21 protein-coding genes are annotated in these 22,256 nt (G+C 67.9%); 15 read left to right on the top strand and 6 right to left on the bottom strand.

All coding sequences use genetic code 11. The annotated features are described in order from the left end of the window. The first annotated feature begins 18 nt into the window (after window positions 1–18). The 4 genes from ACZ0AA_RS17440 to ACZ0AA_RS17425 all read left to right on the top strand — a co-directional run bounded on the left by ACZ0AA_RS17440 (window position 19) and on the right by ACZ0AA_RS17425 (window position 3,146). Window positions 19–423, top strand: coding sequence for a VOC family protein (locus ACZ0AA_RS17440; RefSeq protein WP_463513706.1), 405 nt, complete (start codon window positions 19–21; stop codon window positions 421–423). Window positions 424–699: 276 nt separating this feature from the next. Beyond that, window positions 700–1,869: an RtcB family protein gene (locus ACZ0AA_RS17435; RefSeq protein ID WP_463513705.1), complete on the top strand. Its 1,170-nt coding sequence runs from the start codon at window positions 700–702 to the stop codon at window positions 1,867–1,869. Between the two features lie 154 nt (window positions 1,870–2,023). After that, the gene (locus ACZ0AA_RS17430) at window positions 2,024–2,314 is read left to right on the top strand and encodes a hypothetical protein (protein ID WP_400862097.1); all 291 of its coding nucleotides are present in this window, start codon (window positions 2,024–2,026) and stop codon (window positions 2,312–2,314) included. A 16-nt stretch (window positions 2,315–2,330) separates the two neighbouring features. Beyond that, window positions 2,331–3,146 carry an acyl-CoA thioester hydrolase/BAAT C-terminal domain-containing protein gene (locus ACZ0AA_RS17425; protein ID WP_463513704.1) on the top strand — a complete coding sequence of 272 codons (816 nt, stop codon included), beginning with the start codon at window positions 2,331–2,333 and terminating at the stop codon, window positions 3,144–3,146. A gap of 2 nt (window positions 3,147–3,148) precedes the next feature. Here ACZ0AA_RS17425 and ACZ0AA_RS17420 read toward each other — a convergent pair whose 3' ends face one another. After that, the gene (locus tag ACZ0AA_RS17420) at window positions 3,149–4,603 is read right to left on the bottom strand and encodes an MFS transporter (RefSeq protein WP_463513703.1); all 1,455 of its coding nucleotides are present in this window, start codon (window positions 4,601–4,603) and stop codon (window positions 3,149–3,151) included. Window positions 4,604–4,661: 58 nt separating this feature from the next. Then, complete coding sequence (locus ACZ0AA_RS17415; protein ID WP_463513702.1) at window positions 4,662–6,005, bottom strand: M20/M25/M40 family metallo-hydrolase; 1,344 nt, start codon at window positions 6,003–6,005, stop codon at window positions 4,662–4,664. Window positions 6,006–6,050: 45 nt separating this feature from the next. Here ACZ0AA_RS17415 and ACZ0AA_RS17410 point away from each other — a divergent pair, with 45 nt between their 5' ends. The 4 genes from ACZ0AA_RS17410 to ACZ0AA_RS17395 all read left to right on the top strand — a co-directional run bounded on the left by ACZ0AA_RS17410 (window position 6,051) and on the right by ACZ0AA_RS17395 (window position 8,333). Then, window positions 6,051–7,061, top strand: coding sequence for an FUSC family protein (locus ACZ0AA_RS17410; protein ID WP_463513701.1), 1,011 nt, complete (start codon window positions 6,051–6,053; stop codon window positions 7,059–7,061). 38 nt (window positions 7,062–7,099) lie between these two features. Continuing rightward, on the top strand, window positions 7,100–7,498 hold the full coding sequence (locus tag ACZ0AA_RS17405) for a DUF1801 domain-containing protein (protein ID WP_463513700.1): 399 nt from the start codon (window positions 7,100–7,102) through the stop codon (window positions 7,496–7,498). A gap of 62 nt (window positions 7,499–7,560) precedes the next feature. Then, window positions 7,561–7,827: a thioredoxin domain-containing protein gene (locus ACZ0AA_RS17400; RefSeq protein ID WP_463513699.1), complete on the top strand. Its 267-nt coding sequence runs from the start codon at window positions 7,561–7,563 to the stop codon at window positions 7,825–7,827. 95 nt (window positions 7,828–7,922) lie between these two features. Beyond that, on the top strand, window positions 7,923–8,333 hold the full coding sequence (locus ACZ0AA_RS17395) for a VOC family protein (RefSeq protein WP_463513698.1): 411 nt from the start codon (window positions 7,923–7,925) through the stop codon (window positions 8,331–8,333). Window positions 8,334–8,435: 102 nt separating this feature from the next. On the opposite strand, the gene thrC is transcribed toward ACZ0AA_RS17395, so the two are convergent. After that, a complete protein-coding gene (gene thrC / locus ACZ0AA_RS17390; RefSeq protein ID WP_400862108.1) occupies window positions 8,436–9,839 on the bottom strand; it encodes a threonine synthase in 1,404 nt (467 codons plus the stop codon). 178 nt (window positions 9,840–10,017) lie between these two features. On the opposite strand from thrC, the gene ACZ0AA_RS17385 reads away from it, so the two are divergent. From ACZ0AA_RS17385 to ACZ0AA_RS17360, 6 genes are all read left to right on the top strand, one after another. Then, the gene (locus ACZ0AA_RS17385; protein ID WP_463513697.1) at window positions 10,018–10,302 is read left to right on the top strand and encodes a hypothetical protein; all 285 of its coding nucleotides are present in this window, start codon (window positions 10,018–10,020) and stop codon (window positions 10,300–10,302) included. Continuing rightward, window positions 10,299–12,509, top strand: coding sequence for a glycogen debranching protein GlgX (glgX, locus tag ACZ0AA_RS17380; RefSeq protein WP_463513696.1), 2,211 nt, complete (start codon window positions 10,299–10,301; stop codon window positions 12,507–12,509). The genes ACZ0AA_RS17385 and glgX overlap by 4 nt, the downstream gene beginning before the upstream one ends. Further along, window positions 12,506–14,854: a malto-oligosyltrehalose synthase gene (gene treY, locus ACZ0AA_RS17375; RefSeq protein ID WP_463513695.1), complete on the top strand. Its 2,349-nt coding sequence runs from the start codon at window positions 12,506–12,508 to the stop codon at window positions 14,852–14,854. Before glgX ends, treY begins: the two co-directional genes overlap by 4 nt. Further along, window positions 14,851–16,608 (top strand): malto-oligosyltrehalose trehalohydrolase, encoded by a 1,758-nt coding sequence (gene treZ / locus ACZ0AA_RS17370; protein WP_463513694.1) that lies wholly within the window; start codon window positions 14,851–14,853, stop codon window positions 16,606–16,608. The genes treY and treZ overlap by 4 nt, the downstream gene beginning before the upstream one ends. Window positions 16,609–16,697: 89 nt before the next feature. Further along, window positions 16,698–17,030, top strand: coding sequence for an ArsR/SmtB family transcription factor (locus ACZ0AA_RS17365; protein ID WP_463513693.1), 333 nt, complete (start codon window positions 16,698–16,700; stop codon window positions 17,028–17,030). Further along, complete coding sequence (locus tag ACZ0AA_RS17360; protein ID WP_463513692.1) at window positions 17,030–17,728, top strand: cation efflux transmembrane domain-containing protein; 699 nt, start codon at window positions 17,030–17,032, stop codon at window positions 17,726–17,728. The genes ACZ0AA_RS17365 and ACZ0AA_RS17360 overlap by 1 nt, the downstream gene beginning before the upstream one ends. A 205-nt stretch (window positions 17,729–17,933) precedes the next feature. On the opposite strand, the gene ACZ0AA_RS17355 is transcribed toward ACZ0AA_RS17360, so the two are convergent. Then, on the bottom strand, window positions 17,934–18,536 hold the full coding sequence (locus ACZ0AA_RS17355; protein WP_463513691.1) for a response regulator: 603 nt from the start codon (window positions 18,534–18,536) through the stop codon (window positions 17,934–17,936). Further along, window positions 18,533–19,756, bottom strand: coding sequence for a sensor histidine kinase (locus ACZ0AA_RS17350; protein ID WP_463513690.1), 1,224 nt, complete (start codon window positions 19,754–19,756; stop codon window positions 18,533–18,535). The genes ACZ0AA_RS17355 and ACZ0AA_RS17350 overlap by 4 nt, the downstream gene beginning before the upstream one ends. Before the next feature lie 155 nt (window positions 19,757–19,911). Between ACZ0AA_RS17350 and ACZ0AA_RS17345 the strand changes: the two genes are divergently transcribed. After that, window positions 19,912–20,454: a small multidrug efflux protein gene (locus ACZ0AA_RS17345; RefSeq protein ID WP_400862124.1), complete on the top strand. Its 543-nt coding sequence runs from the start codon at window positions 19,912–19,914 to the stop codon at window positions 20,452–20,454. Window positions 20,455–20,519: 65 nt separating this feature from the next. On the opposite strand, the gene ACZ0AA_RS17340 is transcribed toward ACZ0AA_RS17345, so the two are convergent. After that, a complete protein-coding gene (locus ACZ0AA_RS17340) occupies window positions 20,520–22,199 on the bottom strand; it encodes an Ig-like domain-containing protein (RefSeq protein WP_463513689.1) in 1,680 nt (559 codons plus the stop codon). Window positions 22,200–22,256 lie beyond the last annotated feature (57 nt).

Raw genomic sequence — 22,256 nt, 5'->3', positions numbered from 1 at the left:
GACTGGAAGACTGAACGCATGGCACTTCTGGATCATCTGGGCATCACGGTCGACGACCTCGAACGGGGCAGGGCCCAGTTCCACCCCGTGCTCATCGCGCTCGGCTACGAGAGCGGCGGCGAGGACGACCATTCCATCTCGTGGAACAACGGCGACGAGACGGAGATCATCCTCTACGCATGGGATGAGGACTCCGGTCCTCACCGGCACGGTCGCGTCGGCTGGCAGCACATCGCGTTCGCCGTGCCCTCGCGCGGTGAGGTGGATCGCCTGCATGCAGTGGCGCTCGACGCCGGATGGACGGCGGTCCGAGAGCCGAAGGAGTACCCGCGGTACACCGACCGCTACTACGCCTCCTTCGTCGAGGATGCCGACGGCATCCGGGTCGAATTCATGCACAACCCTCCGCACGCGTCCGCTTGACTCCCGGGCGTGTCGCGTCCTAGTGTTGCAAAGCTGTGCCGATCGAGCACAGCATTCACGCCGAGGAGACGACGGATGACCGCCATGCGGAACTTCCCCTTCGCCGCGGTCTTGCCGCTTCAGCAGAAGCGCAATGACCGCTACGAGTCGTACCCTCCGGCGCGCGCCGTGTGACAGCATCCGCTGTTCTCATGCCCCGCACCGTCAGGTTCGGGGCATTTCTGTTTCTCACGAGACTCCCGACCTGTGGCTGAACATCACACAAGGAAAGGAATCATGGAGAGGCTCTCCACACGGCTGCTCTCGTGGGCGTCGATGATCGATGAGAAGACACTCGATCAGGCGCACACCACCGCGCGCATGCCGTTCATCCATCCGCACCTGGCGCTGATGCCGGATGCGCACCTCGGCAAGGGGGCGACGGTCGGGTCGGTCATCCCGACGCTCGGTGCGATCATCCCGGCCGCCGTGGGCGTCGATATCGGCTGCGGCATGATCGCCGTGCGCACCCAGTTCACGGAGACGGATCTCGACGGCCGCGATCTCGCCGAACTGCGCGAGCAGATCGAACGCGCGATCCCGCTCTCGGCCGGCCGGTACAACAACAAGATCGTCGCGACCGCCGAGCCTCGCATCGCCGAGCTCGAGGCCCTCGCCGAGAAGAGCGAACTCGACCCCGAGACGTATGCCAAGAACTGGCGGCTCCAGCTCGGCACCCTCGGTTCGGGCAACCACTTCATCGAGGTCTCGGTGGACGAGCTCGACCGTGTGTGGCTCTTCCTGCACTCCGGTTCCCGGGGCGTCGGCAACCGGATCGCCGGCCACCACATCGCCGTCGCGCAGCGGCTGGCGAAGCAGTGGTGGATCGAGCTGCCCGACCCCGATCTGGCCTATCTCGTCGAGGGCACCCCGGAGTTCACCCGGTACATCCGGGAGCTGCGGTGGGCCCAGCACTTCGCGCTGCTCAACCGCGAGGAGATGATGGACCGTGTCGCGAGGCAGGTGTCGGAGTTCCTCGGAACCCCCGTCGACGAGCAGGAGCGCATCAACTGCCACCACAACTTCACCGAATCGGAGAAGCACTACGGCAAGAGGGTGTGGGTGTCGAGGAAGGGCGCGATCCACGCGGATGCCGGACGCCCCGGACTCATCCCGGGCTCGATGGGAACAGCGTCGTATGTGGTCGAAGGGCTCGGCGACCCGCAGTCGCTGAACTCCTCACCGCACGGCGCCGGCCGGGAGTACTCGCGGTCGGCGGCTCGCCGGACCTTCTCTCACGAGCAGCTGCGCGAGGCGATGACCGGCATCGAGTTCCGTGACACGAGCGCCTTCATCGACGAGATTCCGCAGGCGTACAAGCCGATCGATCAGGTCATGGCGGATGCCGCGAGCCTGGTCTCGATCCGGCACACGCTGCGGCAGCTCGTCAACGTGAAGGGCGACTGAGCAAGGGGGTGGGCGGTGACGCGAGTCACCGCCCATCCCTCCTGCACACCCTGGGTACGACCCGAGTTCCGCCCACCGCTCGGGATGACGGTATACAGCGACCTCGACTCCCCTGTTCGGCGTGGAACGATGCGAGGATGACATGGTGCACCTCATGACCGACCCTCAGATCTGGACCATGATCGGGTGTTTCACCGCGCTCATGTTCGGCATGCTGACCGTCGTCTCCACGCTGTTCATCCGCGTCGTCCGCACCGAGATCGGTGGCCTCCGCAACGAGATGAACGCCCAGATCGGCGGCCTTCGTGGAGAGATGAATGCCCAGATCGGCGGGCTTCGTGGAGAGATGAACGCCCGCTTCGACACCGTGAACACGCGCATCGACGGACTCGACCGCGACATGCAGGCAGTCGTCAAGCGCTCCTTCGGGCTCGACCGCGACTGACTCCGGCTCACGACACATGCCTTCACCCATCGTCTCGGATGACGCGTACGACGCGCTCCCCGAGCACCCCTGCGGGACGGCCGTGGTGCTGCTCGCCGGTTCGAGCGGGCGCCTCGAATCCGCTCGCGCCGATCTCCTCAGCCGTCGTGGTGCGCGCGTGCGTGCGATCCGGTGGTTCGGCGGCGTCGGCCAGCGACCGACGGCCCATGAGGTGCCGATCGAACTGTTCATCGATCAGATCGAGCTGCTGCGACGAGACCACGATCGCGTGGCGATCTTCGGAACGTCGTTCGGTGCCGAGGCGGCACTCGTCACCGCGACCACCGTCGAGGTCGACGCCACCATCGCCGTCTCCCCCTCGTCGGTCGTCTGGTCCGGGTTGGCGGAGGGGCGCTGGTCTTCTCACTGGACCCTGGGCGGTTCTGCGCTGCCGTCGGTCGCGTTCGATCCCGCATGGACCCCGACCACCGACCCGCCCGAGTACCTCTCGCTGTACTCGTCGAGCCTGACCCTCGACCCGGCACTCACCGAGGTGGCATCGATTCCTGTCGAGCGGCTCTCCGGCGATCTGCTGCTGATCGCCGGAGGCGACGACCGAGTCTGGCCGAGTGCCGCATTCGCGACCGCGATCGCGGAGCGTCGTCGGGCCCATGGCAGCCGCACGACGGTCGTGCTGCATCCGGACGCGGGGCATCGCCTGCTGCTTCCCGGCGAGATCCCCGCGGCCGGCGGCGTGAACATGGCCCGCGGTGGCACACCGTCGGCCGATGCAGAACTCGGTATGCGGGCCTGGCCCGAGATCTCCCGGATCCTCGACCTGAACCCCGACTGACGTCAGACGGCCGGTGTGGCGACGGCTTCGGCATCCGTTCTGTCGGTGAAAGCCTCTTTCGGGACGAAGACGAGGATGGCGGCGGCGACGAGCGCCGTCACGCCGCAGACCACCCACACCGTGATGTAGCCGGCGAACGACCCTGCGGTGCCCTCGACCGCTCCGCTCACGCCGTTGAGCAGCGCGATGCCGAAGACGCACGAGGCGATCGCTCCACCCACCGTCTTGACCGAGTTCGTGAGGCCCGTCGCGACCCCCGTCTGCGTCGCGGGAGCCGCCGATGCGGCCGCCGCGGGGAGCGCCGCCACCAGAGCGCCGGAGCCGAGGCCGACGATGACCATGTTCGTCACCACCTGCACATAGGACTCATGGAACGGCAGGAACAGCAGGAACCCGATGCCGACGAGCAGAGACGCACCCATGAGAGTGATCCGCGGCGTCACCAGTCGAGCGATGAGCGGGAACAGCAGAGCGCCGGCGATCATCGCGATCAGGTACAGCCCGATGATCAGCGACGTCGCGAAGCCGGTGGTTCCGAGCCCATAGCCGTAGACACCCGGATCGGTGCGGGCGAACGTCGACAGCGGCGCCTGGGCCCCCAGCACGCTCACCCCGAACAGGCCGGCTGTGAGGAAGACGGGGCCGAGCGCCGGTGAGCGGAACATGCGCACATCGATGAGAGGGTCGTCGCAGCGCAGCTCCCAGAGCACGAACGGGATCACGAGCAGGAGTCCGAGTACGACGACCGCCCACGACCAGGGGTTGACGAGCCCGCCCTCGAGACGGAGCAGGCTCAAGCCGCCGGTGAAGCAGATCAGAGCGAGCGAGATCAACACGACGCCGACCGTGTCGAACACGCCGCCGGTCGGATCGGGCGACTCCTTCACCCCGAACAGGATCACGAAGAAGCAGATGACGATCAGCACTGCGGGGATGAGGAGCACGACCGTGAGCGGCAGGACATCGATCAGTGCGCCGCCGACGAGAGCACCGATGATCGCACCGCCTTCGAGCGCCGCGACCAGGAGCCCGGCGGCCTTCGCCGTGATCGACGAACGCCCCTCCATGCGTCGGGAGCGCGACCAGATGAGCGCGATCTCGAGCGGCAGCCAGACGACGTAGAAACCCATCAGCGTCCAGCCGATCAGGAACACGGGGAACGAGTCCGTGAACGGCAGGACGAGCGCCGCCGCGGCGGTCAGTGCCGTCGAGATCAGCAGCATCCGCTTGTGCCCGACCATGTCGCCGAGCTTCGCGAACGCCGGCACGACGAGAGCCGAGAGCATGAGCTGCGTGCCCTCCAGCCAGTTCACGTCGGCGTCGTGGATGCCCAGATGCCGCGCGATGTCGGTGAGCATGGGCGTGTAGTAGCCCTGGAGCACACCGCTGGTGAACTCGACGAAAGCGAGGAAACCGACGACCGTGGCAAGGGTTCCCAGAGTTCGGCTGCGCGTCATCGCGGCTCCTCGGTGAAGGGGCTGAACCGGGCGCCGAGACGCCCGTGAGGGGGTGGGATCACCCTAGCCGCTCGAGGAGAGCTCGATGGAACCGCTCCCCACGCTCCAGCGCGGCGATCTCGACGTTCTCATCGACCCCGTGGATCGACGCACGCTGCGCGTTCGACATGTCGAGCGGCGCGAAGCGGTAGACGGCGGGCGCGAAGCGATGGAAGTGCCGGGAGTCCGTCGCAGCCATCATCACGTACGGCACGGCGGAGACTCCGGGATGCGAGACCGCGAGCGCGTCCGCGAGCAGCGCGAACTGGGCGTTGTCTGTCGCGGATTCGGGCGAGGGTTCGCTCGCCTCCACGACGGTGACCGTCACGAGCGGATCCCGGATGCGGCGGCGCACCCGCAGCACGGTCTGCTGCGTCGTCTCACCCAGAGCGATGCGCAGATTCACGGTCGCCGATGCCTGAGAGGGCAGCACATTCGCCGCCGTGCCGCCCGACTGCATCGTCGGAGCCACAGTCGTGCGCACGAGAGCCGCGGGCTCCCCGCCCAGTGCGGCGAACAGCTGGCCGGTCAGGAGGGGGGCGGATCCGAGCAGGCGAAGCAGGTGCCGCGCAGGACCGGGCGTCTGAGCGCCGAGCTGCGACAGCATCCGCCCGATCGCCTTCGAGGGGCGTGGGCGGAACGTCCGCGGTCCGAGCCGATCCACGGCCCTCGCCACCCTCCGGACTGCCGTGCGAGAGGGTGGAGCCGATGCGTGGCCACCCTCGCCGCGCGCGGAGAGGGTGAGGGTCATGACGCCCTTCTCGCCGACTCCGATCATGGCCGCTCGTCCTGGGACGAACGGCAGCGGGGCATCGACGACCGCGCCGCCCTCGTCGACCACCAGCCACGGGATGATGCCGCGCTCGCGGAGCGCCCGCGCGATCTCCTCGGCCGCTCTGCCGAAGGTCTCTTCGTTGCCCCCGAACGAGAGGTAGACGTCTCGCCCGGGGACGAAACCCTCGGCGAGCAGATTCTCGACGGCCTCGAGCACGACGATCAGCGGCCCCTTGTCGTCGAGAGCCCCTCGCCCGTAGACCACCCCGTCGGCGACGACGCCCTCGAACGGAGGATGCGTCCACGCATCGCTCTCATCCACCGGCACGACGTCGTAATGCGCCATCAGCACGACCGGCCCGTCGGACCCGGCATCCCTGCCCGACCAGTGGAAGAGCAGCCCGAAATCGGTGTGTCGTTCGAGCGTGAGGTGCTCGTGGACGAGCGGATAGAGTTCGGCGATCAACGAGACGAAGGCCTCGAAGGGCCCGGATCCGCGTTCCTCGAGCTCAGCCGACACTGTCGGCAGCCGGATCATCTGCGAGAGACGGTCGGCGATTCCCGGTCGAGGTTCTGTCACGTCGGCCATCGTAGCGCCGGCCGCAGCGCCTCCCACCCGCGAGACAATGGATGGATGAGCCTGTTCGCCCTGGCACCCAAGCGCGGTCCGCGCTGGCATCTCGCCACCCAGGCGGCACTGGGCATCGCAGTGCCGATCGCCGTCATGACCATGATCGGCGAGCCCGCGCTCGGATACATCGCCGCGTCGGGGGCGTTCACGGTTCTCTTCGCCGGGACCTCCCCGGTGATCGATCGCGCGAGAATCCTGCCCCTCGTCGCCGCGGGTCTGATCGCGAGCGCCGCGCTCGGAGTCGCCCTGTCTGCGAACGCCTGGCTCGTGAGCATCGGAGTCGTGGTGGTCGCGATCGTCAGCGCCGCTCTGGCCTTCGGCTTCCGGCTCGGCCCGCCCGGGCCCCTCTTCTTCGTGCTGGTCTTCGGGCTCTCCGCTCACGTGGTCGTCAGCTCTGCGATCGAGCCGATGGTCTACATCGCCGCGCTCGCGGCCGGGTGCGTGTTCTCCTACCTGGTCGCGATGGCGCCGCTTCTGCTCCCCCGAGCGCGTTCGGTCTCGGCCCGGCCGCTGCGTGAGCTGCTGCCAGGGCCCGACTTCACCGCCGATTCGCGGATGCTGCTGATCCGGGTCGCGATCGTCTCGGTCATCGGAGTCCTGCTCGGGCTGGTGATCGATCCGACGCGGACCTACTGGATAGCCGGATCGGCCGTCGCCGTGATCGGCGTCGCGGCTGCCCGACGCGCCGCAGTGCAGCGCGGCCTGCACCGCATGCTCGGGACCGTCGTGGGCGCTGGCGTCTACGCCCTGCTGGCACTGCTGCAACCCTCGGGTCTCTGGCTGGCACTGCTCCTGGGTGCTCTGCAGTTCACGATCGAGCTCGTCGTGGTGCGCCACTACGCCCTCGCGCTCGTCTTCATCACGCCGCTCGTGCTGCTGTTGACGGGTGCGGCGACCGGCGAGATCGGTTCGATGGACGTGGCGTGGGAACGCATCGTCGACACCCTCGTCGGTGCCGTGCTCGGTGCGCTTTCGGGTTTGCTGCATCCTCGCGCCACGACGCCTCGCACCTGACTCTCGACGGACGTCTGCGCGCGGGCCATACTCGCACCATGACCCGTGCGCCTGAGATCGACGACTACCACCAGAGACTCACCCCCGAAGACCGTGAGATCTGCGAGCGTCTCGCCGATGAGATCGACCGCGGGCTCCCCGAAGCGACGGCCAAGGTCTGGCACGCGCACCCCGTCTGGTTCCTCGACGGCAATCCGATCGTGGGATACGACCGACTGAAGAATGCCGTGCGGCTGATGTTCTGGAGCGGCCAGTCGTTCGCCGAGCCCGGTCTCGTCGCGTCAGGTTCATTCGAAGCAGCCGAGGCGAGGTTCGTCGACGTCTCGGAGATCGACATCGACCGTCTCGCTGTCTGGTTGTCGGAGTCGCGGGTCGTGCAGTGGGATTACGAGCACATCCGCACGAACCGCGGCCTCGTCAAGCGCACCGAGTTCTGACGTCGATCCGGGAACACGGCGGACCGGTGCCGGGTTGCACATCGAGAGCCGAGAGGAAACCGATGGAACTGACGCTGGTCACCTCTGCGTTCTGCGGAGCCTGCTCGCGAACCCGCGCGGTCGTGTCGGATGCGGTGCGCTACCTTCCCGATGCGACAGTCACCGAGATCGACGTCGCAGCGGAGCCGGATGCAGCGGAGGCGCTCGACATCCGTTTCACCCCGACCGTCATCATCCGCGATGCCACGGGCACGGAGGTGTTCCGAGCGGAGGGTGTGCCCACGGTCCCTCAGGTGCTGACAGCAGCCGTGAAGGCCCTCCCCGCCTGAGCCCTGATCGAGCCCTTGCGGATGTCCGCCCCCCGGCGCAGAATGAGCCGCAGCAGGGCCGATGACGGCCCCGCCTGACATCGCTGGGGGCAGTCGTGGCCAATCTCAATCCGTATCTCTCGTTCCGCACCGAAGCGCGGCAGGCGATGGAGTTCTACCAGGGCATCCTCGGCGGCGACCTCGACATCAACGTGTTCGGCGAGTTCCCCGACATGGTGCAGAACCCCGATCAGGAGCACCTCGTGATGCACGCGCAGCTCACCACGCCCGACGGCCTGGTGCTCATGGCATCAGACACGCCCGACGGCATTCCGTTCGAGCCGCCGCAGGGGTTCTCCGTCTCGCTCAGCGGCAACTCGCAGGAGAGGACCCAGCAGGTCTGGGACGCCCTCTCCGACGGGGCGGCGATCGTCATGCCGCTCGACACTCCGCCATGGGGCGGCAGTTTCGGGATGCTCGTCGATCGGTTCGGGGTGCCGTGGATGCTGCACGGCGATCCCGAATGAGCCGCACGCGACCGACACCCTGACTGCGAAGACCCTCCCCTGCGTGTGTCAGCAGGAGAGGGTCCGGTGCGTCGGGTGAGCCCGAGCGGAGTCAGCGCCCGCTCAGCGCAGGGCCTTGGCGGCGATGAACGCGCGAAGCTCGTGCTCGTCGTCTGCCATCTCTGTCTTGCGCTGCGGAGCGTCGAGCATGGTGCGCAGCTCTGACGAGTACTCGAGCTCGACACCGATCGCCTCGCGGATCGTCTCGGCGAACTTCTGCGGCTTCGCGGTCTCGAGTACGAGCATCGGCACGCCCGGTTCGACATTCTCGCGGGCGACCTTGACCCCGTCTGCGGTGTGCGGGTCGATGATGTCGCCCGTCGACTCGTAGACCGACTTGATCGTCTCGAGCCTGTCGGCGTGCGTCGAGGTGCCGCTGACGATGCCGAACTCGTCGACGAAACGAGCGAGATCGGCGGTGAAATCGAAGAAGCCCTGGGTGTCGAGATCCTGCCAGGCCTTCACCACGCGGGTCGCATCACGCCCGACGAGCTCGAAGATGAAGCGCTCGAGGTTCGAGGCCTTCGAGATGTCCATCGACGGGCTCGAGGTGGCGAGCGTCTGCGCCGCGCTGCGAGGACGGTAGACACCGGTGCGGAAGAACTCGTCCAGCACGTTGTTCTCATTGGCAGCGAGCACGAGGCGGCGGATCGGCAGCCCCATCTGCTTCGCGAAGAACCCCGAGAGGATGTTGCCGAAGTTTCCGGACGGCACGGTGAACGACACCTCGGTCCACCCACCGGCATCCGTCGCGCGCAGCCATGCCCAGAAGTAGTAGACGACCTGAGCGGTGATGCGGGCGAGGTTGATCGAGTTGACCGCGCCGAGGTGCTGGGCGCGCTTGAAGTCGAGGTCACCGGCGAGCGACTTGACGAGGTTCTGGCAGTCGTCGAACACGCCGTCGACGACGATGTTGTGGATGTTCTCGTCTGCGAGCGAGAACATCTGCGCACGCTGGAAGGCGCTCATGCGTCCCTTCGGCGACAGCATGAAGACCGAGATGCGATCCTTGCCGCGCAGAGCGTGCTCGGCAGCCGATCCCGTGTCTCCGGAGGTCGCGCCGAGGATGTTCAGCACCGAGCCCTTGCGCTCCAGGGCGTACTCGACGACCTGGCCGAGGAACTGCATGGCCATGTCCTTGAACGCCAGCGTGGGTCCCTCCGAGAGACCCACCAGAGTGAGGTCGTCATCGATCGAGCGCAGCGGCACGACCTCTTCGGGGAACTGGTCGTAGGCCGCGGCGGTCATGCGCGCGAGATCTGCTCGGGGGATGTCCGTCGCGAACAGCCCGAGCACCTCGGTCGCGAGCTGCGGGTAGGTCAGCGCCCGCCAGCGCTCGAGCGTCTCGCCGTCGACCGTCGGCATGGTCTCGGGCACGGCGAGCCCGCCGTCGGTCGCGAGCCCCTCGAGCAGTGTCTCGCAGTACGGCAGCGGCTGCATGCCGCCTCGGGTGGAGATGTACTGCACGGGTGCTCCTCGGTTCGGAATCGGCGCGGGGCTTCCATTCTCGCAGGTGACCGCGGGGTGATTGCACTGCCCCGACATGCGTCTCACGACATAGCGCGTTCATCCCGCGGAGGCAATGGTATTCCGCTGTGAACTCGAATCTCTTAGCGTGGAGCCCATCAACAGAACAGGAGCCCTCATGACTGCGAAGACCCATACCGCGCATGACCACAAGCCCGCGGACGGCCAGGCTCCCATGACAGCCTCCACGTCGGCCGAGCCCCTCTACGAACGTGTCGATCTCGATCGGTACGTCGTGCTCCACGAAGGCCCCGTGGGATACGTCGAGCACGTGCATCCGGTCTTCGTCTGCTACGTGGGCCACCCGTATCACCACGCCGACGAGATCGCTCAGGTGCACGACTTCCACGACGCTGTGCGGACTGTCCTGCACCGCGCCGTCTCGAAGCGGCGCGCTCAGTGAGCCGCGACATCTGGCCCGGTTCCCCTTACCCGCTCGGCGCGACCTTCGACGGTCAGGGCACCAACTTCGCCCTGTTCAGCGAGGGCGCCGAGAGTGTCGAGCTGTGCCTGTTCGACGACGACGGCTCCGAAGAGCGCGTGCCGCTCGAAGAGGTCGACGCGTACGTATGGCACGGCTACCTGCCCTCCGTCCAGCCGGGACAGCTGTACGGATACCGGGTGCACGGCACCTACGACCCCGCCCAGGGAAAGCGCTTCAATCCGAACAAGCTCCTCCTCGACCCCTATGCGAAGTCGGTCGCGGGTCGGGTCGAGTGGGGGCAGCCCCTGTTCGGCTACGACTTCGGCGATCCTGATTCCCGCAACGACGAGGACTCCGGCGCGACGATGGTGAAGGGCGTGGTCGTGAACCCGTTCTTCGAGTGGGCGGGTGACCGGCTTCCGAAGACCCCCTACGCGCAGACCGTGATCTACGAGGCGCACGTCAAGGGACTCACGGAGCTGCACCCCGATATCCCCGAGGAGCTGCGCGGCACGTATGCGGCGATCGGTCACCCCTCGGTGATCGATCATCTCGTGCACCTCGGCATCACCGCGATCGAGCTGATGCCGGTGCACCAGTTCGTCTACGACTCGACCCTCGAGGAGAAGGGCCTCACCAACTACTGGGGCTACAACACCCTCGCCTTCTTCGCACCGCACAACGACTACTCGTCGAGCGGGCAGCACGGTCAGCAGGTGCAGGAGTTCAAGGCCATGGTGCGCGCGCTGCACGCGGCGGGCATCGAGGTCATCCTCGACGTGGTCTACAACCACACCGCCGAGGGCAACCACATGGGGCCGATGCTCTCGATGCGGGGCATCGACAACGAGGCGTACTACCGCCTCGAAGAGGATCGCCGCTACTACACCGACTACACCGGCACGGGAAACAGCCTCAATGCCGGCAACCCGCACGCCCTGCAGCTGATCATGGACTCGCTGCGGTACTGGGTCACCGAGATGCACGTCGACGGCTTCCGGTTCGACCTCGCCTCGACTCTCGCGCGCGAGTTCTACGACGTCGACCGGCTCGCGGCCTTCTTCGAGCTCGTGCAGCAGGATCCGATCGTCTCTCAGGTGAAGCTCATCGCCGAGCCGTGGGACGTCGGTCCCGGCGGATACCAGGTAGGCAACTTCCCGCCGCAGTGGACCGAGTGGAACGGCAAGTATCGAGACACGGTGCGCGATTTCTGGCGCGGTGAGCCTCAGGCGCTCGGCGAATTCGCGTCGCGCCTCACCGGCTCGGCCGACCTCTACGAGCACTCCGGTCGCCGCCCTGTCGCGTCGATCAACTTCGTGACCGCTCACGACGGCTTCACGCTCCGCGACCTCGTCTCCTACAACGAGAAGCACAACGAGGCCAACGACGAGGACAACGCCGACGGCGAATCGCACAACCGCTCCGACAACCATGGCGCGGAAGGCCCCACAGATGACGAGGGGATCAACCGCATCCGCGCCCGGCAGCAGCGCAACTTCCTCGCCACCCTGCTGCTGTCGCAGGGGGTGCCGATGATCGCGCACGGCGACGAGCTCGGCCGCACCCAGAACGGCAACAACAACGGCTACGCGCAGGACAACGAGCTCACCTGGGTCGACTGGGAATCAGCCGACCTGCCGCTCGTGGAGTTCACGGCAGCGGTGGCACGGCTTCGCCGCGACCATCCGACGTTCCGGCGCAGCCGCTTCTTCGACGGTCGTCCGGTGCGGTCGGAGGACGGCGAGCGCGTTCCGGACGTCGTCTGGCTTCGTCCGGACGGCCGCCGTATGGAGCCGGAGGACTGGGATTCCGGCTTCGGTCTCGCGATCGGAGTCTTCCTCAACGGTCAGGGCATCCGCGAGAAGGACCGGCGCGGTCGGCCCGTCACCGACCAGAACTTCCTCGTGTACTTCAACAGCGGGACGGATGCCGTCGAGGTCGCGCTTCCCGACGAGCGGCACGGACATGCGTGGGAGGTCATGATTGACACCGCCGGCGAGCGAGCAGACGGCGCATCGCTGGACCCGGGTGCCTCGGTCTCGCTCGAGGCGCACTCGCTGATCGTGCTGCGCGATGTCGACCGCACGGTGGTGTCGACGGACAACTCCGTGGAAGCGTCGCTGCGCATTCAGACCGAGCAGTCCGAGGCCCCGTCACCGGCTCCCACCCCGGAGCTGCCTCGATGACGCATCGCCCGCTCTCGACCTATCGGCTGCAGATCCGCTCCGGCTTCACACTCGACGACGCGGCATCGGTCACGAGGTATCTGGCCGATCTCGGGGCGTCGTGGGCCTACCTGTCACCGCTCCTCGCCGCCGTGCCGGGATCGGACCACGGGTACGACGTCGTCGACCACTCCCGCGTGGATGACGACCGCGGCGGCCCGGAGGGCCTGAAGCGATTCGCCGCCGCCGCCCGCGCAGCCGGACTCGGCATCCTCGTCGACATCGTGCCCAACCACGTCGGCGTGGCGATCCCCCGCGCCAACATCTGGTGGTGGGATCTGCTGAGGCTCGGACGCGCATCACGGCACGCGGTGGCGTTCGACGTCGACCGACGGCTGTCGGAGGGGCGGGTGCGACTGCCGATCCTGGGCTCGTCGCTCTCAGAGGTCCTCGAAGCAGGTGACATCGTCGTCGACACCACTCCCGCCGACGATGCCCCCGACGGAACGCTGTCGTATTTCGACCATGTGCTGCCGTTGGCACCGGGCTCGGGCGAGTTCGCGGACGACCTGCCCGGCCTTCTGGATGCCCAGCATTACGAGCTGCGGTTCTGGGAGGATCAGAACACCGACCTCGACTACCGCCGCTTCTTCGCCGTATCGGAGCTCGCCGGCATCCGCGTCGAGATCCCCGATGTGTTCGACGAGTCGCACGAAGAGATCGCCCGGTGGATCACGGACGGGCTGGCCGACGGCCTGCGCGTCGACCACCCCGACGGCCTGACAGACCCCGGCGGCTACCTCGAGCGGCTCGCAGACATCACGGGCGGCGCGTACACCGTCGTCGAGAAGATCCTCGAACCGGGCGAGCAGCTGCCCTCGTGGTGGCGCACGGACGGCACGACCGGATACGACGCGATGGGCGAGATCGACCGCGTCCTGATCGACGGCGACGGAATCGCGGCCCTCGATCGGCTCGATGCGCAGTTGCGCTCGGAGACCGGCCTGCCCCCGGCGGAACCCTGGCACGACCTGATCCACACGACCAAGCGGATGATCGCGGATGAGCTGCTGCAGTCCGAGGTGCGCCGCCTGGTGCGGGCGCTGCCGTTCGGTGTGGTCGGCGCGGAAGACGCGCTGGCCGAGATCGTGGCGAGCTTCCCCGTCTACCGGTCGTACCTGCCGGCGGGGCGCGAGCACCTCGAGCACGCGGTCGAGGACGCCTCGCGTCGACGCCCCGACCTCGCGGCATCGATCGCCGAGCTGACGCCGCTGCTGCTCGACACCTCGCTCGAGGTCTCGCAGCGCTTCCCGCAGGTGACCGGAGCCGTGATGGCCAAGGGCGTGGAGGACACCGCGTTCTACCGCCACACCCGTCTCGGAACGCTCACCGAGGTCGGTGGCGATCCGTCGATCGACTCGGTCTCGGTCGAAGAGTTCCACGACGCGCAGCGGGCACGACTCGCATCGTGGCCGCACTCGCTCACGGCGCTGTCGACCCACGACACGAAGCGATCAGAGGACGTCCGCGCACGCCTCTCGGTGCTCGCCGAGATTCCGGATCGCTGGGCTGAGGCCCTGAGCGAACTCCGGGCCGTCGCCTCGACCGGACACGGCCCCCTCGACTCGCTGCTCTGGCAGGCGGCCGTCGGCGCCTGGCCGATCTCTTCGGAGCGACTGCTCGCCTACGGCCTGAAAGCGGCGCGGGAAGCCGCAGAGGCGACCGGATGGCAGCATCCGGATCTCGAGTTCGAGAAGGGTGTCGAGACGATCGCGGAGGCCGCGAACGGGCGGGCCCGCACCATCCTCGAGGGGTTCGTGAGCGAGATCGTCGACCACGGCCGGGAGAATTCGCTGTCCGCGAAGCTCCTGCAGCTCGCTGCCCCCGGCGTGCCGGACGTCTATCAGGGCACCGAGCTGTGGGATCACTCTCTCGTCGACCCCGACAACCGGAGGCCGGTGGACTTCGCCGCGCGTGCGGCGATGCTCGGGCAGCTCGACGACAACGTCGCCCGCGGCGTCCTCCCTCCTGTCGACGACTCCGGTCTCGCGAAGATGCTCGTCACCGCGCGCACGCTGCGTCTGCGGCGGGACAACCCGGAGCTGTTCTACCGGTATCGCCCCGCCGTCGTCGCCGGCGACGCATCGGATCATGCGGTCGCCATGGACCGGGGCGGAGTGCTCGCGGTCGCCACGCGTCTGCCGATCGGGCTCACGCGTCGCGGCGGGTGGGGTGACACTGTGCTGCTGCGCCAAGAGCTGCCCACGACCGACGCGATCACGGGTCGCCGCTTCGACCGCGGACCGATCCGCCTCGCCGACCTGCTCGACACGTATCCCGTGGCGCTTCTGGTGGATGAACGATGATCTCGGTGTGGGCTCCGCGCGCCGACAGCGTGCGACTGCGACGCCTGACCCCTGCCGGCACGACGATCTCGGAACACGACCTCGACCCCGCGGATGACGGGTCCGGGTGGTGGCGCACCGACGTGGCGATGGCCGAGGGCGAGCGCTACGGCTTCCTCCTCGACGACAGCACCGCACTGCGCCCCGACCCCCGCTCACGCAGACAGCCGCGGGGCGTGCACGGTCCTTCAGCGCTGTTCGACCCCGCCCGTTTCGAGTGGAGCGACACGGACTGGCGAGGGAAGCCGCTCGACGGCGGAGTGATCTACGAGCTGCACGTCGGCACCTTCACACCGGACGGCACGCTCGACTCGCTCATCGGCCGTCTCGATCACCTCGTCGACCTCGGCATCACCCATATCGAGCTTCTTCCGGTCAACGCGTTCAGCGGTGACTGGAACTGGGGGTACGACGGTGTGCTCTGGTACGCCGTGCACGAGGGGTACGGGGGGCCGGCCGCCTACCAGCGGTTCGTCGATGCCGCCCATTCCCGCGGTCTCGCGGTGATCCAGGACGTGGTCTACAACCACCTCGGCCCGAGCGGCAACTACCTGCCCGAGTTCGGCCCCTACCTGCGCGAGGGCGAGCACACCGCGTGGGGCGACTCGGTGAACCTCGACGAGGCCGCTGTGCGCGAGTACATCCTGGAGAACGCCCTGATGTGGCTGCGCGACTTCCATGTCGACGGTCTGCGTCTCGACGCCGTGCACGCCCTGCATGACGAGAGCACACCGCATCTTCTGCACGAGATGTCCGCACGCGTCGATGAGCTGTCGCGCGAGCTCGACCGCCCCCTGAGCCTGATCGCCGAATCCGATCTCAACGACCCCGTCATGGTCCTGCCCCGCGAGGCCGGCGGGTACGGGCTCACCGCGCAGTGGTCCGATGACTGGCATCACGCGGTGCACGTCGCGCTCACCGGGGAGACGGATGGATATTACGCCGACTTCGCGGCGCCCGAGGCTGTCGCGAAGGTGACGCAGGGCGGGTTCTTCCACGACGGCACGTATTCGTCGTTCCGCGGACGAACGCACGGCGCTCCGCTGCCTTCGAGTGTTCCCGCCTGGCGTCTGGTCACGTTCGCGCAGGACCACGACCAGATCGGCAACCGCGCGGCCGGAGACCGGCTGACCGCGTCGCTGTCGTCAGATCGCCTCGCGGTCGCCGCAGTGCTGACGCTGACCGCTCCCGGAACCCCGATGCTCTTCATGGGCGAGGAATGGGGAGCCTCGACTCCCTGGCAGTTCTTCACGTCTCACAAGGAGCCCGAGCTCGCGCGAGCCACGGCGGTGGGGCGTATCGCGGAGTTCGCGCGGATGGGATGGGACCCGTCCGCAGTGCCCGACCCGCAGGACCCTGCGACCTTCGAGCGATCGCGGCTGGACTGGAATGAGGTCGGATCGCCGCAGCATGCCCGGATGCTCGATCTGTATCGACGCCTGATCGCTCTGCGGCGAGAGGTGCCTGAGCTCACCGACTCCGAGATGTCGCACAACGTCGTCTCTGTCACGCACCTCGACGGCGCACCGGAGCACCGGGCCTACCGCATCGAGCGGGGCGACCTCGCGGTGCTCGTGAACCTCACCCCTGAAGAGGTGGAGTTCGAACTCGGCCCCGATTCGCGGATCCTGTTGGAGACGGCACCCGGTCGGATGATGGCGCGGACCATCGCGCTTCCGCCCGAGTCCGCGGCGATCGTCGCTCCGCCGCGCTGAATTGTGCCAGGAGGCGTGAGTCGTGCGCGAGGTCGAGGACGTCTGAGTTCATGCTTTCCTGAATTCAGGATTCTGTGTACAGTCGTAGAGTGACCCTCACCGCCTCGCTCACCCATACCGCCGCCGTCTCCCGTCTCGGGCATGCACTATCGGACACGACTCGGGCAGCGATCCTGCTGGCGCTCCGACAGACGCCCGCCTATCCTTCCGATCTCGCGGAGGAGCTCGGGGTCAGCCGTCAGCTCCTGTCGAACCACCTCGCATGTCTGCGCGGATGCGGACTCGTCGAGAGCGTTCCGGACGGACGCCGCAGCCGATATGCGCTCGCAGACCCGCACCTCGCCGCAGCGCTCGACGAGCTGATGCGAGTGATGCTGATCGTCGAACCGGACTGCTGCGACGGAGACGGGTGCACCTGCTGATGTCACCGACCGCTCTCGCGCCCGAGCGGCGTGCGACGCTGCACCGCCGCATCCGGCTCATCGTGGCGTTCACGATCGTCTACAACGTGATCGAGGCCGTCGTCGCGATCGCCGCGGGATCGGCCGCCTCGTCTGCCGCGCTGATCGGGTTCGGACTCGACTCGAGCATCGAGGTGCTGTCGGCCGCCGCCGTCGCCTGGCAGTTCACGCGACGCGACCCGGAACGCTGGGAGAAGCCCACGTTGCGAGTGATCGCCGTGGCGTTCTTCGCACTCGCGGTCTACGTCGCGGCGTCGTCGGCGATGTCGTTGCTCGGCGGCGACCGGCCCCAGCACAGCACGGTCGGTCTCGTGCTGACGGCGCTCAGCGTGATCATCATGCCGCTCGTGTCTCTGGCCGAGCGGCGGGCGGGATTCGAGATCGGATCCGCCACAGCGGTCGCCGACTCGAAGCAGACGCTGATCTGCACCTACCTGTCGGCCGCCGTGCTCATCGGACTGGCTCTCAACAGTCTGCTCGGCTGGTGGTGGGCGGATGCCGTCGCCGGACTCGTCATCGCCGTCTTCGCTGTTCGAGAAGGCCTGGAGGCCTGGAAGGGCGACGCCTGCGCGACCTCCGTCGGCATGATCCTGGAAGACGAACACGACCACTCGCGCGACGACCACACGCACGACGACGCCCCGCGTCGTGCGCAGTGACCCGAAAGAACGTCAGCGAGATTCCGACCTCAGCGTCACGTTCGGCCGTATCCGGGGTCTTGCACATGAGACCAGAAGCCGGCCTGGGGGAACATGAGCCCGCTTCCGGTCTGGGCCGCACTCTCCCCTTTGAGCGGCTCGCGGGTGGGGACCTCCCACGGCCCCACCCGCCCTCCTGTTCTTCAACGGATCCTGCGTCCTGGCATCAGATCCAGCCGCGCTCCTCCGCCATCAGCACCGCCTGCTGCCGTGTGCCGACCGAGAGCTTCGCGAGCACCGCGGAGATGTGATTGCGCACCGTGCCCGGAGCGAGCGACAGCGCCCTCGCGATCTGAGTCGTGGTCTCTCCCCGACGCCCCGCACGCAGCACATCCAGCTCACGATCGGTGAGAGGTGACCGCTCGTCGCTGAGAGCATCTGCCGCGATCTCGGGGTCGACGTAGCGAGCTCCCGCCGCGACCCTGCGGATCACGTCGGCGACCTGATCGGCCCCTCGGGACTTGGGCAGGAACCCCGCGACACCGGACGCGAGCGCCCGACGCAGCACTCCAGGGCGGGCGTGCCGGGTGACGACGACGCAACGGGTGGCTATCGCTCGGTTGAGCCGCTCGGCGACCTCGACGCCGTCCAACCCCGGCATCTCGAGATCCAGCAGACAGACGTCGGGCGTCAACCTGAGCGCAGCGGCGAGCGCCTGCTCTCCGTCGGCGCATTCGGCCACCACCTCGATGTCGCCTTCGAGACGCAGCAGAGCGGCGAGGGCCGAACGGATCATGCCCTCATCGTCGGCGAGGAGCACCCGGATCATCTCGGCCCCTCCCCGACGGCGAGCTGCCCCTCAGATGCCGGGACCGTCACCGAGACGATGAACTCACCCGCGTCCTCCCGGATCTCCAGAGTTCCGCCGGCTTCCGAGATGCGTCTTCTCACTCCGTCGAGCCCCGACCCCACCGGCTCTCCTCCGACGCCGTCCGTCATATCGTTCGCGACCTCGTAGCGCCACCCGTCGGCGACCCGGCCGAGAGCGAGACGGGCGCGGCGCCCGGCCCCGTGCCTCAGGACGTTGGTCGTCGTCTCCCTGATCACGGGTCCGAGAGCTGACGACGGCGCATCGTCGGCATCCGGCGCGATCTCGGCCTCGACATCGAGTCCGGCCGCGGCGAGAAGGTCTCGCGCATTCGCGACCTCGTCCCCCAGCGGCACCGAACGGAAGCGCGTGGCAAGGTCACGGGTGCCCTGCCTGGCCTCGTCGACGCTCACTCTGGCCGCCTGCAGCTGATCGAGAGCGGCATCGGGATCGATCCGCATGAGGCGCTCGGCCAGTTCGAGCTGCAGCGCGATGACCTGCAGATGATGCCCCTGGAGGTCGTGCACGTCGGTGGCCACCCGAAGGCGCTCCTGCGTCGCCGCGAGGCGGGACTCCGATGCCCTGGCGCGATCGACGGTGACCAGCACGTCCCACCACCAGAGCGAGCTCACCGACATCGCCGGGATGAGGATCGCATAGAGAGCGGGAATCCAGCCGGGGAGGCCGATCTCGGCAGCACCTCGCGCTGCGTCGGCGACGGCGACGAGCACGAGCAGCACGGTGGTCAGGGCGACCATTCGCAGGCGCACGCCTTTGGGCCAGTTGAGCAGCACCACCGACTGGGCGATGGGCATGACGGCGAGCAGCCAGCTGTCGATCGCCAGCCCGCCCGCGACGCCATAGCCGACCGCGGCCAGCAGTGGCAGCGCGATGCGCGTCCACGCGATGCCGGGTTCCGCGTCCAGCCGATGACGGTAGTCGGTGAGCAGCACGGTAGTGGAGACCCACCAGACCGCGCCGCCGAGGCCCACGACGAGCACCGCCGTCGCATCACCGGGCACGGAGAGGGCCTGGAGCGTCCAGACGAGCACCAGGAACAGCTCGAGGAAGACGACGGCTGAGAACGTGTACCACCACGTGGCGGTGATCCCTCGCGCGAGTTGACGCGCGCCGGGCGGCGGGTCGCCGGAGGGATCGACGACCGGAGAAGTGCTGCGCATGCCCCCACGATACGGGCGTGACACATGTCATGGATGCCGTGGGCGAACCACCCGGAAAGCAGTGACGCTTCGGCACTGTCGGGCTGCGGCGAGAGGCGGTGGACTGGATGCATCGCGACGGAGACACCGACGCACAGACCGGCAGGAGCCACCCCATGAATCTCATCGAGACCTTCCAGGGCTTCGTCGCCCAGGTGCCCGAACTCGTCCAGCCGCTGATCGTCGCCCTTGCAGGGGCGATTCCCTTCATCGAGGGCGAAGGGGCCGTGTCGATCGGCATCATCGGCGGAATCCATCCGGTGATCGCGGCGATCGCGGCGATGGTCGGCAACTTCCTCTGCGTCGCTGTGCTCGTCATCGCCAGCTCGGGGGCGCGCACAGCGATCGTGAATCGGTCGCGCACCCGGCAGACGGTGGTCGCCGGCAGCGGAGCCGTCGAGACCGTGCCTGCGGACCACGTGGATGCAGACCGCGGCGGCGCCCGCCGCGAGAAGTTCCAGCGGGCCTTCGAGCGCTACGGCGTGCCGGGCGTCAGCCTGCTCGGCCCGCTGCTCCTGCCCACGCAGTTCACCGCCACGATGCTCGCCGCGGCCGGCGTCGGCAAGGTCCGCATCCTCATCTGGCAGGCCGTCGCGATCATCGGCTGGACGACGATCGTGGCTGTGATCGTCGGCAGCGCCGTCTACGCGATCCGCTGAGCCCGGCGCAGGACGCGCAGAAGCCCACCCGTGAAGAACGGGTGGGCTTCTGTGCGTGACGGAGGTCAGCGACGCGCGGCGCTAGACCGGCGCTTCGCGGCGATACCTGTGGCCAGTGCGCCACCGACGATCAACGCGAATGCGAGAGACAGGAACGCTGCGCCGGATTCACCGCCCGTCAGAGCAAGCCCACCGGCGACCGGGGTCGGCGTCGCAGTCGGCGTCGTGACCGGCGTCGGTGTCGGCGTCGGCGTTACCGGCGTAGGAGTCGGCGTCGGCGTTACCGGCGTCGGCGTCGGCGTCGGATTGACGGGCGTCGGCGTCGGCGTCGGTGTCGGCGTCGGAGTCACGACCGGCGTGCGGTTGGCGACGTTGGTGAGCGTGAGCTCGACACCGGCGGTGGTGCCCGGCGTCACCTCGTAGGTGCCGTCGCCGCCGTCGACGACGCCCTCGCCGACGATCGTCCATTCACCCCATGTGACGCCCTGGATCTCCGGCAGATCGATCTCCTCGATCACGAAGGTCGAGCCGAGGGGCGCACGCGCGCTGACCGCCGGCTGCCCCACGGGAACCGACATCGTGGTGGGCGGCGCATCCGATCCCTTGACCGAGTACCGCACCGTGTAGGTCGCGTCGCGTGCGGCATCCGCCTGTGCGCCGGTGACCTCTTTGGTGATCGAGAACGTCGTGTAGGCGACACCGCTGCCGTCGCCTCCTCCGGACTCGACGACCGTGTGGGTCGCAGATGTCTCGAAGGTGTCGACGGTCGCGTGGTTTCCGAAGACGTCACCCTCCGCCACGGGCGCGTCCGCCTGGGTGAAGTAGACCAGCTCGTAGGCGAACCCTCCGACCGGCAGACCCGATGCCGTGAACTCGAACGAGCGTCCGTCGTCTGCCACGTCGATCACGTAGGCCGACGAGTCGACCTCGCTCCAGTCCCCGACGAACTCGCCATTCACGACCGCGCGCTGAATCAGCTTCACGTCACCGGTGTAGTGATGCCCCGTGAGGTCCCCGTCGAGCGTGTCAGTGATGGTGAAGGACCCGTCGTCGACATAACCGCTCGGAATCCCGATGACCCACTTTAGCATTCCGTCGGTCGCGGTTTCTCCGCCGTATTTGTAGGGCGCTTCCTCTTCCGCAGGGTCTTCGGGAACCACCCCGCCGTCACCCGGGAGGTCGACGATCTCGACCGTGTCGCCCAGGTCGAACTCGACCGTCTCGCTGGTCGTCGTCTGCGAGGCACGTGCCTCCATCCAGAAAGAACCTCCGACCTCCTCGAGACCCTCGACCGCCTCCGTGAGGGTGCAGACCATATCGGGCCCGGCACCTGCCGCCACGGCACAGTTCGCCACGACCAGACCCGTCACGGGATCCGCGATCGTGAACTCTCCCGCCGACTGCCGGCTGAACTCGGCGGGGAGTGTCATCCCGAAGGTCTCCCCCGCCTGCGCTCCGACCGGTACGGCCCACTCTCCCGAGATCCGCACGGTCTGCCACTGCACCAGCGGTCCTCCGCCGTTCTCGTTCTCGAGCGACACGCTGCCGATCGCCCCGGGGTATGTGACCGTCGGCGCAGCTGCCGCCGGCACAACAGACCCCAGGAGTCCGGCGACCGCCATGACCATCCCCACGATGATCGCAACGGCACCTCGCCCCCGCCTCTTGTGCATCTCCCCGTTGATCGCCGCTGCTGCGCCGACCGTTCTGCCGTGCGTGCGCACGAAACCACGTTCCCCAGTCATCGTCTTCCCCATCCGATACGAGTCGCTCCCAGTCGCGACCCATCTAAGAGATCAGGA

This window comes from Microbacterium sp. AC035 (assembly GCF_979258485.1).
The sequence above is the reverse complement of the archived record's forward strand: the minus strand, read 5'-3'. Positions and strand labels throughout refer to the sequence as shown.